Source organism: Providencia sp. JGM181, from assembly GCF_018257375.1.
Classification (GTDB): Bacteria; Pseudomonadota; Gammaproteobacteria; order Enterobacterales; family Enterobacteriaceae; genus Providencia; species Providencia lanzhouensis.
Genome location: NZ_JAERJY010000081.1, coordinates 1 through 15,343, shown reverse-complemented (window position 1 = coordinate 15,343; position 15,343 = coordinate 1). Strand labels below are relative to the sequence as shown.

General features: G+C 45.4%; 13 protein-coding genes and 2 tRNA genes. All 15 read right to left on the bottom strand.

Going from position 1 to position 15,343, the window contains the following annotated elements; genetic code table 11:
- Window positions 1-91: 91 nt before the first annotated feature.
- The 15 genes from JK188_RS11395 to wecA all read right to left on the bottom strand — a co-directional run bounded on the left by JK188_RS11395 (window position 92) and on the right by wecA (window position 14,960).
- Window positions 92-167, bottom strand: a tRNA-His gene (locus JK188_RS11395).
- Window positions 168-246: 79 nt separating this feature from the next.
- Window positions 247-323, bottom strand: a tRNA-Arg gene (locus JK188_RS11390).
- A 164-nt stretch (window positions 324-487) separates the two neighbouring features.
- Window positions 488-1,867, bottom strand: coding sequence for a bifunctional threonine/serine APC transporter ThrP (gene thrP / locus JK188_RS11385; RefSeq protein WP_211887255.1), 1,380 nt, complete (start codon window positions 1,865-1,867; stop codon window positions 488-490).
- 233 nt (window positions 1,868-2,100) lie between these two features.
- Entirely contained in the window at window positions 2,101-2,838 is a 738-nt protein-coding gene (wecG, locus tag JK188_RS11380; RefSeq protein WP_036948834.1) for a lipopolysaccharide N-acetylmannosaminouronosyltransferase, read from the bottom strand.
- Between the two features lie 10 nt (window positions 2,839-2,848).
- Window positions 2,849-4,204, bottom strand: coding sequence for an ECA oligosaccharide polymerase (gene wzyE / locus JK188_RS11375; RefSeq protein WP_154599723.1), 1,356 nt, complete (start codon window positions 4,202-4,204; stop codon window positions 2,849-2,851).
- Window positions 4,201-5,283 carry a TDP-N-acetylfucosamine:lipid II N-acetylfucosaminyltransferase gene (locus tag JK188_RS11370; RefSeq protein WP_108478783.1) on the bottom strand — a complete coding sequence of 361 codons (1,083 nt, stop codon included), beginning with the start codon at window positions 5,281-5,283 and terminating at the stop codon, window positions 4,201-4,203. The genes wzyE and JK188_RS11370 overlap by 4 nt, the downstream gene beginning before the upstream one ends.
- Complete coding sequence (gene wzxE / locus JK188_RS11365) at window positions 5,280-6,530, bottom strand: lipid III flippase WzxE (RefSeq protein ID WP_036948828.1); 1,251 nt, start codon at window positions 6,528-6,530, stop codon at window positions 5,280-5,282. Before wzxE ends, JK188_RS11370 begins: the two co-directional genes overlap by 4 nt.
- A complete protein-coding gene (rffA, locus tag JK188_RS11360; RefSeq protein WP_154599724.1) occupies window positions 6,530-7,660 on the bottom strand; it encodes a dTDP-4-amino-4,6-dideoxygalactose transaminase in 1,131 nt (376 codons plus the stop codon). Before rffA ends, wzxE begins: the two co-directional genes overlap by 1 nt.
- Window positions 7,647-8,387, bottom strand: coding sequence for a dTDP-4-amino-4,6-dideoxy-D-galactose acyltransferase (gene rffC, locus JK188_RS11355; protein ID WP_211886809.1), 741 nt, complete (start codon window positions 8,385-8,387; stop codon window positions 7,647-7,649). Before rffC ends, rffA begins: the two co-directional genes overlap by 14 nt.
- Window positions 8,365-9,246: a glucose-1-phosphate thymidylyltransferase RfbA gene (gene rfbA / locus JK188_RS11350; protein ID WP_036948820.1), complete on the bottom strand. Its 882-nt coding sequence runs from the start codon at window positions 9,244-9,246 to the stop codon at window positions 8,365-8,367. The genes rffC and rfbA overlap by 23 nt, the downstream gene beginning before the upstream one ends.
- 8 nt (window positions 9,247-9,254) lie before the next feature.
- Complete coding sequence (gene rffG, locus JK188_RS11345) at window positions 9,255-10,328, bottom strand: dTDP-glucose 4,6-dehydratase (RefSeq protein WP_181477694.1); 1,074 nt, start codon at window positions 10,326-10,328, stop codon at window positions 9,255-9,257.
- Window positions 10,319-11,581 carry a UDP-N-acetyl-D-mannosamine dehydrogenase gene (wecC, locus tag JK188_RS11340; RefSeq protein WP_211886808.1) on the bottom strand — a complete coding sequence of 421 codons (1,263 nt, stop codon included), beginning with the start codon at window positions 11,579-11,581 and terminating at the stop codon, window positions 10,319-10,321. Before wecC ends, rffG begins: the two co-directional genes overlap by 10 nt.
- On the bottom strand, window positions 11,578-12,708 hold the full coding sequence (gene wecB, locus JK188_RS11335; protein WP_211886806.1) for a non-hydrolyzing UDP-N-acetylglucosamine 2-epimerase: 1,131 nt from the start codon (window positions 12,706-12,708) through the stop codon (window positions 11,578-11,580). The genes wecC and wecB overlap by 4 nt, the downstream gene beginning before the upstream one ends.
- Window positions 12,709-12,804: 96 nt before the next feature.
- Window positions 12,805-13,863, bottom strand: a complete 1,059-nt coding sequence (gene wzzE / locus JK188_RS11330) for an ECA polysaccharide chain length modulation protein (RefSeq protein WP_181477695.1) — start codon at window positions 13,861-13,863, stop codon at window positions 12,805-12,807.
- Between the two features lie 29 nt (window positions 13,864-13,892).
- Window positions 13,893-14,960 (bottom strand): UDP-N-acetylglucosamine--undecaprenyl-phosphate N-acetylglucosaminephosphotransferase, encoded by a 1,068-nt coding sequence (wecA, locus tag JK188_RS11325; protein WP_132496300.1) that lies wholly within the window; start codon window positions 14,958-14,960, stop codon window positions 13,893-13,895.
- Window positions 14,961-15,343 lie beyond the last annotated feature (383 nt).

Sequence of the window (15,343 nt, the reverse complement as noted above, 5' to 3'; positions counted from 1 at the left end):
GGGGGACTTGAACCCCCACGTCCATAGGACACTAACACCTGAAGCTAGCGCGTCTACCAATTCCGCCACCCTCGCAATGTCACAAAAAAAATGGGGTGGCTAATGGGACTCGAACCCACGACAACTGGAATCACAATCCAGGGCTCTACCAACTGAGCTATAGCCACCATAACTTCACTTATTTCAAAGTGTTGTCATACTACTACATACAACTTTATTTTGCCACCGTAGCTTGTCACCTTTTGATGGTGCGCCCGACAGGATTCGAACCTGAGACCTCTGCCTCCGGAGGGCAGCGCTCTATCCAGCTGAGCTACGGGCGCTTAACGCCGTTGCGGGAGAGGATAGTACGGATTTATCCCCCTGCTGTCTAGTCCTTTTTTCAATAAAATTATCGATTGCTTGCCTTTTATCCATTTCGTCGAGAAAGAGAGCATTTTTTCCCTCTTTCTCGCCTATTTTGGCGTTTCTGGCTCGAAAACAATTTCTATGATGGACTTTTTTCCTTACAGCTCAGGCAGCGGATTACAAAATAAAGCCCTGAAACCGTCAATAAAAAGATAGCCCCAACAATTAGTGACAAACGCGTTTCTGGATTAATCGCCATCCCCACCAGCACACAGGCTAAAAACAGCAATGTGGCGTAGTTCACCCATGGAAACAGAATCGATTTAAACGTATGCCCTGCCATCTGCTGCTGGTTCTGCTTGCGAAAACGTAGCTGGCTGGTCAAGATCACTAACCAAGGCACCATTCCTGGCAAGACGCTCGCACTATATACATACACAAACACCTGCTCAGGATTTGGAATGATGTAGTTCAAGCTCGACCCTGCAACCAAGCATAAGATAGTAAAACCGACACAACGCGCTGGAACGCCGTTTTTCGTCAGTTTTAATAGTCCACTTGGTAACTGCTTATTTTGCGCCAGTGCGTATAGCATACGTCCGCCGCTGTACATGCCGCTATTGCAACCAGATAATGCTGCGGTGAGCACCACAAAGTTAATAACCGCGGCTGCCGAGACAATTCCCACTTTAGCGAACGTCATCACAAACGGGCTGCCTTGTTGCCCGACTTCCGTCCACGGGAACAGTGTCACCACAATAAAAATGGCGCCGACATAGAAAATAAGAATACGCCACAGAATATTATTGATGGCTTTTTTCAGTGTCACTTGCGGATTTTTGGCTTCTCCCGCGGTGATCCCGACGAGCTCAACACCTTGATAAGACGCCACCACAATACACAACGCAAATAAGAAACCTTTCCAGCCACCAGCGAAGAATCCGCCATGCTCAGTCAAGTTAGCCAATCCAATCGGTTCGAAATTATTGCCAAGACCAAAGAAAATTAACCCCAAACCAATCAAAATCATCACGACGATCGTGGTCACTTTGATCATCGCAAACCAGAATTCTAGCTCGCCGTATAGCCTTACTGCGGCGAGGTTTGCCAGTGCCACCAACGCAACGGCAACCATCGCAAATATCCACTGGGGCACATCAGGGAACCAATACTTTGCATATTCCCCTATTGCGGTTATCTCTGAAATTCCAACCGCGACCCACATAAACCAATAACCCCACGCGGTTAAACACCCCCAAAAAGGACTTAAATATTTATAACCAAATGAAGCGAATGAACCAGTGACTGGCTCCAGAAAGAGCATTTCGCCCATAGAACGCATGATGAAGAAGACAAATAACCCTGCGATAATATACGCAAGCAATACGGATGGTCCCGCCCACTTCAACGTACTCGCTGAGCCCATAAATAGCCCAACCCCAATTGTTCCGCCCAAAGCAATCAGCTCAATATGACGGGCTTCTAGCCCTCGCTGAAGACCTTGCTGTGGCTTGTCCATAATTTCCCCTGTCGATAATAACCATTCGATATTCGCAGCTCTAATAGCCATAACTTTTTAGTCATCGCGGCTGGTTGTCGAAAATAAAATAAAAAATACAATCCCCCAAGATACCGTGAGATCCCTTAGGTTGCATCTATTTTTGAGCAATTGCAGGTATATTTGAAGATAGAATGGGGGCGCCAGAAATAAATAAACCCGCATTATGCGGGTTTATTCAGTCAGAAAAGCGCTTAAAGCTTACCACCGTAGTAGTAGCCTAAAAACTTCAGCAATTTAAACTGTCGTTTAATTCGTGTTGGTTGGGAAAGTAAGCGATACAGCCATTCTAGCCCTAAGTTTTGCCATACTTTAGGCGCACGCTTAACATGCCCGGTGAACACATCATAAGTCCCACCGACGCCCATATACAAAGCATCAGGATGCACAACACGGCAATCACGCATAAAAATTTCTTGCTTAGGAGAGCCCATCGCCACGGTCACAATCTTGGCACCGCTCGCGTGAATACGCTCAAACAGTGCACTGCGGTCTTCTGCCGTAAAGTAGCCATCTTGGGAATCCACAATGTTGACATTCCATTGTGCGCGTAGCTTCGCTTTGGTCTGCTCAAGAATTTCTGGCTTGCCGCCCACTAAAAATACTGGGGTACCTTCTTTTCCTGCACGCTCCATTAAGCCTTCCCATAAATCGGCACCTGCCACACGAGAAACCTCGGCTTTTGGATATTTACGGCGAATAGCACGCACAATGCTGATCCCATCTGCATAAAGGTATTCCGCCTGCCCTAATAAGGTATTCAGCGCAGTATCTTGCTCTGCGATCATCACTTTCTCTGCGTTGATAGCCACTAATGTGCCTGTTTTGGTCTTACCGTCAGCAAACAGATAGTCCAAGAAATGGGCCATGTTTTTAAAGCCCCAAATATTATGACCTCTGATGCTATATTGAGGAATTGACGACTGTTCCATGATGCTCCTTTTAACGGCTTTCCCGTTGACCACTTTTTAAATATAAAGCGGCTTTGGTACGAATAAGACCGGCACTTTCAAATAACCAGTACAGTAATTTAGCTAACACTAAACATAGCCCGAAGACTAAGCAGAAAAAGACTACGCGCGAGACAAAGGAATCGACCCCTTCACGAGCTAATACAATCATGTTGAAGATGGCGCCGAAACAAAATGCCTGCATAATCGCAGCCTTGTAACGGTTGGATTCTTTTAGACTTAACCCATAAATCCAATCAAACCATTTAATGATCATGCCCACCACGATAGCGCCCAGCGGGATAAACAGCACGCCCCCCATGACCACCAGCGAGCCAATTAACGTAGGCGAAATCGCTAACCCAGAATGGTTATTCAGCACTTCCCAGGTAAAATAGTTAGCCGAGTTTAATACCGTATCAGGGCGTTCAGGCCATACCCATGCTGGAATAAACACATAGAAATCACGGATAATCGGCGCTAAACCTTGGAATTCCATTTGGTCATAATAGCTGAGCAATAATCCTAAGTTTTCCCATGGCGAGAACGTATCGCGAGTTAGATACAAGAAGGTGTAAAACGCTTCGGCACCGCTCACATCAAGACCGTAACGCTTGAGAGCTAACCAGAACATCCCAACAATACTTGCCACACCCGCCGCTGCCAGCATCCAAAGCGTGATCCAGCCTCTGACAATCCCGATAAATAGGAACAGGGCAAATGCCAAGATAATGTTGGCACGGGTTCCGCCTACAATCACATAAGTTAAGAAACCGAATGAGACTGTGCTGATCAGGAAGAAAATCCAGCGTTTTTGCGTGGGTTTCAAGAAATAAACAATCAGCATTGCAGGGATAAAGAAGTAGAAAAAGCGCTTCAATGCCACGCCCGATACCTGACTGGAGAATATCTGGCTATAGGATTTCAACTTAAACAGCAAGAAACCGTTATCCATGAAAAAAATGCCTACAGTAACCACCGCCACGGCAATCAGCAGTAGACAGGTCAGATTGGTTTCCACCTTATTCATACTAAATACGGCGCGACGCTGGGTATCCACGCGCTTAGTTAAACGCGTTTTGTACGTCACATAGTAAATGGCGTAGAAGCTGGTTGACGCCAACATGGCATACATCAAGTAATCTGCGGGGACGATTGCCACGTCAAACTGGAAAACCAATGCACAAGTCAACGGGAATCCGAAGTAAAACGTCAGCAAATACAATAAGGTAAAGAAAATATTAAAATTAAAGCGCACGCGCAAAAACTCTTTATACATCAGCGTGCCGATAAAGATAATAGAGATTAGGTAGATAAGCGCTAAGCCACCCAATTCAAGCAATGTCATGCTTTCGCCTCCGCAATGCTGAGGATCTGTTTCCAGCCATCAGTAAAGTTAGGCGCAAAGAATTCAATATGCTGTTTATTCAGCGAATTCATTTGGCGTTGTGCTTCATCCACTAATGGCAGAGTCAGCTCATCACCATAGAAAAAGACTGGGACATTCTGCGCCGTTAAATCTTGCCAGAAGGTATTTTGGCGACTAATGACAAAAGGAATAGAGAACTGAATAAGCAAACAAACCGTTCCAACCCCTTGTTGGCGATTAAAAATAAAGTAGCCAAGGTCGCAGGTTTTCAGCAAATTCAGGTAATCATCGAACGCCATACGTTCTTTAAGAATATCCACCTGCCCCTGAGGGAATTCGCTTTGTGCTGCTTGCTCAACTTCGGCAATATAGTTTTGGTTATTCGCTGGGTAGCCCATCGGGACTATCACCTTCACCTTGTCACCAAATTGCTGTTTAATCGCGCTCAGCGCTTCCACATGACGATTAGAGCGGTCACCTGAGTTACCGAGCAGGATAGTTAATTGCTCGCCCTCACGAGGCTGACGTTCGTTTAGCGTCAATGCCGGATCCATACGCGTCGGGAAATAGAGAACCGATGATGGCACATTAGGATTCGACTGCTGAAAATGGCACAAATCTCCCCGTGTTGCACAAACGTGCCCCACTTTTTTTTGAGCCAGACGACGTAGAATATAAAACAGCTTGAATTTCAGTGAGCTAGATTCTTCATAGAGATCAGCACCCCAAATATGCCACCAGAATTGATGGGATTTTATCTTGCCAAAAAGCAGTGCTAACCAAATTGGCGCATTAAATTGCCCATGGAAGAAAAAGCGTGTACGACGCTCCGCTTTCGCGCGACGAATAACGCTATCTGCAATAGATTGTTTGCTGTCAAAAACTTCAATTTCAAGCATCGGATAGGCAGCAGCAAGCTGCGCATCCTGGCTCACCACCATAAAATGCGGCTTTTGTGACGGTGCCATCTCTTGGCAAATAACGTTATTAAAAAACGTTAAAACCGTCTGATTATGATGCGGGAGATCAGATCCCAGTACATGTATTAAGGTTGTCATGCTCGCCTACGGTAGATCAAAAATACGCAACAACAGAGAGTAAAATATACGATATAGGTCGCCATATAGGCTTGTGTCGCCCCCACGGCGCCATGTTCAGGAATAAACCAATGGGCAAAGCCCGTTAACAGAACAAATTGGCTTACTTCCGTAAGAACATAAAAACGCAGCGCTGCTTTCGCGATGACGAGATAACCAAAGACGTAAGCACCCACTTTCAATACATCGCCGACCAGCTGCCAAGCAAACAGGTCTCTCATCCCTGTAAACTCTTTTGAGAACAGCAGCCAAATCGCAAAATCACGCAGCAGCCAAACCGTAAAGCTCACGGCGGCAACAGCCGGTAATACAAACTTCAATGCCTTAACAATTTCGGCAGAAATTTCATTTTTATGCTGTAAACGGGACAGCGTGGGCAGTAAATAGACCGAAAATGTTGCTGTGATGAATTGTAAATAGGCATCCGAAATCGTGGTAACGCCCGTCCATAATCCCACTTCATCCCAGCTATAAGTCTGTGCCAATAAATTTCGCATCATGATATAGGCAACAGGCAGTGTGATTGCCGTGAGCATTGCCATGATGGTGAACTTACCTAAATTAGTGGCAATGGCTTTATCCCATGCGGGTTTGAGTGATGACAACGCAAATTGTTTACGTCGAATAATCATCCCAACCGCAGGCAATACCACTAAAGCGGGTACCAATGCTAGCCCTGCAAGTGCGCCATCATAACCTCCCATCAGATAGCATAAATAATAGGCGACTACGCCGATTATGCTACCAAAAATGATGGCCGTCGCATTCCCTGCAGCGTCTCGGTAACCTTTCAAAATCGCCAAGAAATAGTTCGCATACGCGATACCCATTTGAATCAAGGCAACCATGCGGATCACGCCACTGTATTGCTCAGTATCAAATAGTGCAGCACTGATAGGGGCGCTACATAGCAAGAAAATAATCGCCAGTAACGTTGAAAATCCGAGGATTATCGTTGAAGACGTTCCCAGCACAGCCCGTAATTTCTGCGGATCTTGATGGTGTTCTGCCACATATTTTGTGACGCCATTGAAGATCCCAGCGCCAGACAATACGCCTAGCACCGTAATTAATTGGCGGAAGTTCCCCGCCAGACCCACACCACTAGGGCCAAATGAGACTGCAAATAATTTCACGATCAACAGGCCCACCCCGATTTTAATCAGGGTAGACCCAGCAGTCCAAACCGATGCTTTAGCGAGTGACATTAGGCAAAGAACGCTTTGATTCGCTCAATAACCACTTGTTGCTCGTCGTCTGTCATGTTGTAGAACATTGGCAGGCGCACTAAACGGTCACTTTCAACCGAAGTGTATTTGTCTTCACCGTGGAAATAGCCGAATTCCAGTCCAGCAGGGCTGGTGTGCAGTGGCACATAATGGAACACCGTCAAAATACCATGGGATTTCATATAGTCATTGAACGCTGTGCGCTCTTCCACATCTTTGAGTTTGATATAGAACATATGGGCATTATGCTTCAGCCCTTCCGGCACGGTTGCTAACACTAAACGACCTGCAGCCACCAGTGGTTGTAACGCTTGATAATAGCGATCCCACAGCAGTAAGCGGCGTTCGTTGATTTTGTCTGCTTCTTCTAACTGCGCCCATAAATAGGCTGCTTGTAAGTCAGATAACAGGTAGCTTGAACCGATGTCACGCCAAGTGTATTTGTCCACTTGACCACGGAAAAATTGACTGCGGTTTGTACCTTTTTCGCGGATCACTTCTGCGCGGTTAATCAACGCCTTATCATTGATTAAGGTCGCACCACCTTCACCACCCGAAGAGTAGTTTTTGGTTTCATGGAAGCTATAGCAACCAATATGACCGATGGTACCCAGTGCTTTACCTTTATAGGTGGACATCACGCCTTGCGCTGCGTCTTCAATCACAAATAAATTGTGTTTCTTCGCAATCGCCATGATGGTGTCCATTTCGCAAGCCACGCCTGCGTAGTGAACAGGAACAATTGCACGTGTACGATCAGTGATTGCCGCTTCAATTTTGGTTTCATCGATATTCATCGTATCTGGACGAATATCCACAAACACAATTTTAGCGCCACGTAACACGAATGCGTTAGAGGTCGATACGAAGGTAAAGCTTGGCATGATGACTTCATCGCCTGGCTTAATATCAATCAGGATCGCTGCCATTTCTAATGAAGCGGTGCAAGACGGCGTTAACTGGACCTTCGGACAGTTAAAACGTTTCTCCATCCACTCTTCACAACGCTTAGTGAAACCACCATCCCCGCACAGTTTGCCACTTGCCATGGCCTGCTTCATATACTCAACTTCAGTACCTACAACGGGTGGTTTATTAAATGGAATCATGTTGTCCCCTGTATAACCAATATGCTGTGCTGGCGATAGCCGCACCGCTACGTGAATAAAGATTTAACGCCGCAACATTGCTCATTTGTGTGGCAACATTTAACTGTCTTTTTTGGTGTTGCACACACCACTGATACGCTGCTGACATTAATTTCCGACCGATACCGCGTCCTGCTGCACTTGGCGTTGCCGCTAACAGCCCAATTCGCGCTGTATTTGCATCAAGGCTGCGTAGGCTAACGAAACCTAAAATATCACCTGCATTATCTCTAAGGAGTAAACAGGTGTGGTCAAAGGTGCCGAGAACGGCTTTTTCTATCCATAATGCATAAAACCGACCGCTGTCCCCTTCATGGTACCAAGGGGTTCTAAAGCGGCTGTTACTAAACACAGAGGCCGCGGTGTCGCGCAGAGAAACAATATCCCCTGTTTGTGCAACAACCACATTATCCGCCTCTGATAACGCTGTGTTTAGATAAGCATTTTCTGTGCCAATAGTTAACGCAAAATCAATTTCGCCTTCAACAAAACTGAATCCCATACTGGCAAGTTCATCGATTTTAGCTGTTTCGGATGCCGCGACTTTCGCTTGCACAATATCAAACTTATCCAATTGATAAGAAAGAATAATTTGTGCATCAGTCGCGGCGAAATCCAGTTTCGCCGTTGAACGTTTGAAAAAATCAGACTCCCAATCTAGGGGATCAATATTGGCGCGGACGGACACGAAGTAAGTCCTCTAAATATTTGCCATAGCCCGTTTTATTTAGGCGAGTTGCCGCTTCTTTGACTTGGTCGTCAGATAACCAGCCATTGCGCCATGCAATCTCTTCTAAACAAGCCACTTTAAAGCCTTGGCGTTTCTCAACGGTCTGAACAAATGTTCCGGCTTCAATTAAGCTGTCATGAGTTCCAGTATCTAACCAAGCGAATCCACGACCAAGCAGTTCAACGCTAAGCTCGCCGCGCTCTAAATACATTTGGTTGATAGAGGTAATTTCTAATTCACCGCGCTCAGAAGGTTTTACTTGTTTAGCAAAATCAACCACTTGGTTATCATAGAAATATAAACCCGTTACTGCCCAGTTTGATTTTGGCTGTTTTGGTTTTTCTTCGATAGACAACGCTTTAAAATTGTCATCAAATTCCACCACACCAAAACGCTCAGGATCCATGACTTGATAGCCGAACACTGTCGCGCCTTTTTGGCGTGCCGCGACTGACATTAATTTAGGGCTGAATGAGTGACCGAAGAAAATGTTGTCGCCCAGCACTAAGCAGCAAGAGTCCCCATTAATGAACTCTTCACCAATGATAAACGCTTGAGCCAGCCCATCTGGAGAAGGCTGTTCCGCGTAGCTCAATTCGATACCAAACTCATGACCGTCGCCCAGCAAACGCTGGAACATTGGCAAATCATCCGGCGTCGAAATCACTAGAATTTCGCGGATCCCTGCCAGCATTAACACTGACAGCGGATAGTAGATCATTGGCTTGTCATAGATAGGCAGCAATTGTTTTGAGATGCCGCGAGTGATCGGGTGCAAACGCGTTCCCGAGCCACCAGCCAGAATAATACCTTTCATATTGCCTCCTAGCTGCCTAAGCCCAGACGTTCACCGGCATAGGAGCCATCTTGCACACGACGCCACCAAGTTTCGTTGTTTAAATACCACAGAACCGTTTTACGGATCCCGGATTCAAACGTCTCTTCAGGTGTCCAGCCTAATTCACGCTCAATTTTATCGGCGTCAATGGCGTAGCGCATATCGTGACCAGGACGATCTTTTACATACGTGATTAAGTCGCGGTAATGAGCAACCCCTTGAGGTTTCTGCGGGTGTAGTTCTTCAAGTAATTCACAAATTGTTTCAACCACTTGAATATTACGACGCTCGTTATGACCACCAATATTGTAGGTTGAACCTGGCTGTGCTTGAGTCGCCACTAAATGCAGCGCTCGCGCATGGTCTTCCACAAACAGCCAATCACGAATTTGCTCACCTTTGCCATACACTGGCAGCGGCTTACCGGAAATCGCATTCAAAATAATCAATGGGATCAGCTTCTCAGGGAAGTGATAAGGACCATAGTTATTTGAGCAGTTGGTGATCATGGTCGGTAAACCATACGTTCTCTGCCACGCACGCACTAAATGGTCGCTAGACGCTTTTGAGGCTGAATATGGGCTGCTTGGTGCATACGGTGTAGTTTCCGTAAAGAAGCCATCAGGACCTTCCAAGTCGCCATACACTTCATCAGTTGAAATGTGATGAAAACGGAAAGCCGCTTTTTTACTATCTTCAAGTGCAGACCAGTAATGACGAGCCGCTTCTAACAGGGTGTAAGTACCCACTATGTTAGTTTCGATAAATGCCGCTGGACCATCAATTGAGCGGTCAACGTGGCTTTCTGCCGCTAAATGCATCACGACATCAGGTTTGTGCTCAGCAAACACTTTATCCAATGCAGCACGGTCACAAATGTTCACTTGTTCAAAAGCGTAGCGCTCGCTATTGGCGACTTCCGCTAATGATTCCAAATTGCCCGCATAAGTTAAGCAGTCAACCACAATCGCGTGATCTTTTGTGTTTTCAATCACATGACGAACAACAGCAGAGCCGATAAAGCCGGCTCCACCTGTAATTAAAATACGTTTCAACGCCATACTCCTTTTGTATCCACGACCCATTTTTGTGGGATAGCAGAACCTTGGATACCTTTAAACAGGTTATGGTCGACTAACATCAGGATCACATCCGCTTCGCTCACAGCAGTTTCAATAGAAACCAGCTCCGCAATACCTTTCAGTGCAGTTGGTAATTCGTGAATATGTGGTTCAACCGCAAATGTTTTACCTGGGTTCCAGTTCGCAACCATTTTGGTGATGTGCATTGCTGGGCTCTCACGCAGGTCATCGATATTTGGTTTGAACGATAAACCGAAACATGCGATTTTGATTTCATTCGCTTTTTTGCCAGTTTCCACTAAGCAATCAGCCACTGCGGCTTTCACTTGATCAACAACCCAGATTGGCTTGCCATCGTTAACTAAACGAGCAGTGTGGATTAAACGAGATTGTTTTGGGCTTTGTGCCACGATAAACCATGGGTCTACTGCGATACAGTGACCACCAACGCCTGGGCCCGGTTGCAAAATGTTCACGCGAGGGTGACGGTTTGCAAGGCTAATCAGTTCCCAAACATTGATATCTTGGTCTGCACAAATCAGCGATAATTCGTTAGCAAATGCGATATTGACGTCACGGAAGCTGTTTTCCGTTAACTTGCACATTTCAGCTGTTCTTGAGTTAGTGATTACACACTCACCTTCTAAGAAGATGTTGTACAGTTCGCTAGCACGCAGTGAAGATTTAGGTGTCATCCCGCCGACAACACGGTCGTTTTTGATCAGTTCAACCATCACTTGACCTGGCAGTACGCGCTCAGGGCAATATGCCACGTCGATATCTGCTTCTTCACCAGCTTGGTGAGGGAAGGTCAAATCAGGGCGAGCTGCTGCTAACCACTGTGCCATTTGCTCCGTCGTACCTACTGGAGACGTGGACTCCAGAATCACTAAGTCGCCTTTTTTCAGGACTGGTGCGATAGATTCAGCTGCCGCTTTCACGTACACCAAATCAGGCTCGTGTTCACCTTTGAATGGTGTCGGAACAGCAATCAGAAATGCGTCTGCGGGTTGTGGCTTGGTGAAGGCTTTTAAGTGACCGTCTTCAACTGCTTTTTTCACCACAACGTCCAGCTCAGGTTCCACAATATGGATTTTACCTTGATTGATAGTGTCAACAGCATGCTGGTTGACATCTACGCCGACAACCTGCTTCTTACGAGATGCGAAGGCTGCCGCTGTTGGTAAACCGATATAACCGAGGCCGATAACAGAAATAGTTTCAAAACTCATAATTTCACCTGATTGCTTTTTAATGCTGCAAGAATACGCTGACAAGCATGACCATCACCATACGGGTTATGTGCGCGGCTCATTTCGTGATATTCCGCTTCATCTGTCAGTAACCGATTAACTTCATTTACAATGGTTTGTGTATCTGTACCCACTAAACGGACTGTTCCTGCATCAACAGCTTCAGGGCGTTCGGTGGTATCTCTCATAACTAAAACAGGCTTGCCTAAAGATGGCGCTTCTTCTTGAATACCGCCGGAATCCGTTAAAATCAGATACGCGTGGTTCATCAAATAGACGAACGGCAGATATTCTTGGGGACTAATTAAGATAATATTATCAATACCATGCAGAATACGTTTTACAGGCTCGCTCACATTCGGGTTTAAGTGAACAGGGTAAACCACTTGAACATCAGGGTGAGTTTGAGCGATATCCGCTAATGCATGGCAAATGCGCTCAAAACCACCACCAAAACTTTCACGGCGGTGACCCGTTACAAGCAACATTTTTTTATTTGGATCGATAAATGGGTAATTTCCGGCTAATTCAGCCATCATGTTTTGGTTACCCATTACCTTCTCTTTGACCCACAACAGCGCATCAATGACCGTATTACCCGTCACAAAAACATGGCTATCGGGAATGGATTCGTTGAGTAAGTTTTGGCGCGAGTTTTCTGTCGGTGCAAAATGGTACTGAGCAAGGTGCCCCGCAATTTTACGGTTACCTTCTTCTGGCCATGGAGAGTAGAGGTTCCCTGTGCGCAGTCCAGCCTCAACATGCCCGACAGGGATGCGATGGTAGAATGCCGCAAGACTGGTTGCCATTGTTGTGGCGGTATCGCCATGAACAAGGACAACATCGGGTTGGAAATCCGCAAATACTGCCTTTAATCCTTCCAGAATACGGCAAGTAATATCGGTTAAATCCTGACCTGGTTTCATAATGTTGAGATCATAATCGGGCGTGATCTCAAATAAGTTCAGTACTTGATCTAGCATTTCACGGTGCTGAGCGGTGACACACACTTTCGCTTCAAAGTCTGCATCATCAGCAAGAGCATGAACCAATGGAGCCATTTTAATGGCTTCAGGCCGTGTGCCGAATACAGTCAATACTTTCACAGTGACTCTCTTATATTTTCTTCGCAGTTTACTGCTTTCTTTAGTTTTAATGATGCTATTTCGCCACCGACCTTGCCGCCGGTGGCGAATATGACATTACGATGGGCGACGGCGAGACAGTACCACTCCGGCACCTACTAACATACCAATTGCACCCCACAGAACGGCAATGAATGCTCTGCGCGGACTATCGCGTTTGATTGGATCTTCAGGCGTACGCAGATAACGATACGCGTGGAAATTATCTTGAAGAACAGGCTCAACATTCAGCGTTGATAACATCGCCACATTCTGATCATAATCTGTATCAAAATCTGGACCAGTTGCTTTTAACGTCTCAATTTGAGCTTGCAGTAATGGAACCCCTAACATGAACATTTTTGAGTCAGGAATTTCATCCACTGGCGCAGTGGTTTGATTACGCGAAATGCCTTGTTTTTCCGCTACTTTTAGGGCTTGTTCAAGGCTATTTAGACGACGATCATACGCTGCCGTTGCGACCATCGCTTCACGTTTAACTAACGCTTTCATTGATTGGGTTTTGGTTGCCCAAGTCCCTTTCAATTCATCATTCAAATTTGTGGTTGCGCGCTGATTAGCAAACTCAATATATTCACGTAAAAGTTGGTTGCTGTCTGTTGCTGTTTCAGCCACTAACTTCACGCTATCTGTTGGGTTTTTGAGTGCATCAGCTGGCGTATATTCGATATTGTTGATTAGCTCATCCAACAATGCCGCATCCGCTTTCGGATCATTCTCCAAACGCTGTTTATAATACTCAGTACCTAACCAAAATTGGCGGCGAGTATCGTAAGAACCAAGTTGTTTGGTAAATTCTTCATAAGCTTCTTTGGCAATCGTTGGTAATTGCCCTTCTTGCCCCACCGCATTAATACGAGAATCAAGGTTGCGCAGAAACTGTTGCTGAGAATAATAACTTCCCAGATTGTTCACAGTTGGTAAATCCGTGATAGCCGTTGTGCTCCACTTCGGCTGCATAAAATAGGACGCTCCCAGTGCAATCGCAGCAAAAATCACTGCACATGCGACGATCCAAATTTTACCCTGCCATAGTGAGCGGCATAAATCACGAATATCTAACTCCGCTTCAAGCGAGGTTTGATGTTGATTAGGTTGCGTTTCTGAGTTATTCACTGCACAGAACCTCTATAGTTCGTTTGTCGTTACCGGACCGCACTCTTACGCGCACGACGTCTAATTCGTTTGATAAAACGGGCGACTTTCCATGCTCGCTTGATGCAGTAACCATACATCATAAATACAAGCAAAAATAATGCCAACATTACCCATTCAGGAACGAATGAGAGGCGTTCGCCAATAATACCAATACACGCAAGAATTGCCGCAGCCAATGTGATGATTACAAATGCCCCTTTCGGGGTAAAACCTGAACGCATAATCAAGTGATGAATATGCTGACGATCCGGTGAAAATGGACTCATACCTTTACGAATACGGCGGTACATAATTGCCACCATATCCATAAGCGGAATAGCAATAATCCATAATGCAGTCACTGGGTTGATTGGATGAACGTCTTCTTGTGTTGATGCTACCAAGATCCAAATAATGGTAAAACCAATCAACGTACTTCCCGCATCACCCATGAACACTTTAAAGCGACGCCCTAAAACACCCATATTCATGAGGATATAAGGAAGGATAGCCGCTATAAACGCAAAACACCAAAACGCTAACGCATAGTTACCATTTTGATACAGTAAGAAACCAAGGGCACCAAAGGAAACCGAGGACAAGCCGCCTAACAGGCCATCAATACCATCAACCATGTTGAAGGCATTGATCGCAGCCCAAACGGCAAATAAGGTGACGATATAACCAAATGGCCCAAGTACCAGTTCCCAAGGACCAAATGCATGGCCTAGAGATTCCAGTGACAGCCCACCCGCAGTCATCATTACCACGGCGACAATCGCTTGAACTCCAGCACGTAACTTCACACTGATGTCAAACCTATCATCCAGTGCACCAACGAACACTAAGAGCCCCGCACAAGCAATATATAGCCACTTATGGGGAATATATTCTTCTGTGATCATAAACGCGAAGCAAACGCCAAAGAAAACAGAGATCCCCCCAACCAGCGGAACCAATCCTACGTGTTTCTTCCTGAAATTCGGTTTATCAACCAAGCCAATTTTTTTAGCTACGATACGCGCGACAAAAATAAAGGCTAAGGTAAACAAAAAGACATAGAAGAGATTACTCATAAAGTGTGTGCTATCCACTGTTCTACTCTCTTATATTTCTATCTAACTTTTAAACACTAAAACTTTTGGTTGCTGTGATAGAAGTCCATCACACAGTATTCGAACAAAAATCAATCGTACGCTAAAACACATTTTTCTTGTTTTTAACATGCACAAAACATGCCGAAAAAAACATACAGCTCAAATTCAGCATAAATAAATAGTTTTGTGTGACAAATTTAACCTAAAGATTTTATCCTTTAATAAAGCAAGATGCATGCCATAAAACACAATCTCAGATTTGTTAACCATGATTTATGATTGTTTCCATCTAAACGAGTAAACATCAGCCATTGGTTCTACTTAAGTATAAAAATTAATGTAGAAAATACCATCTTCTAGTG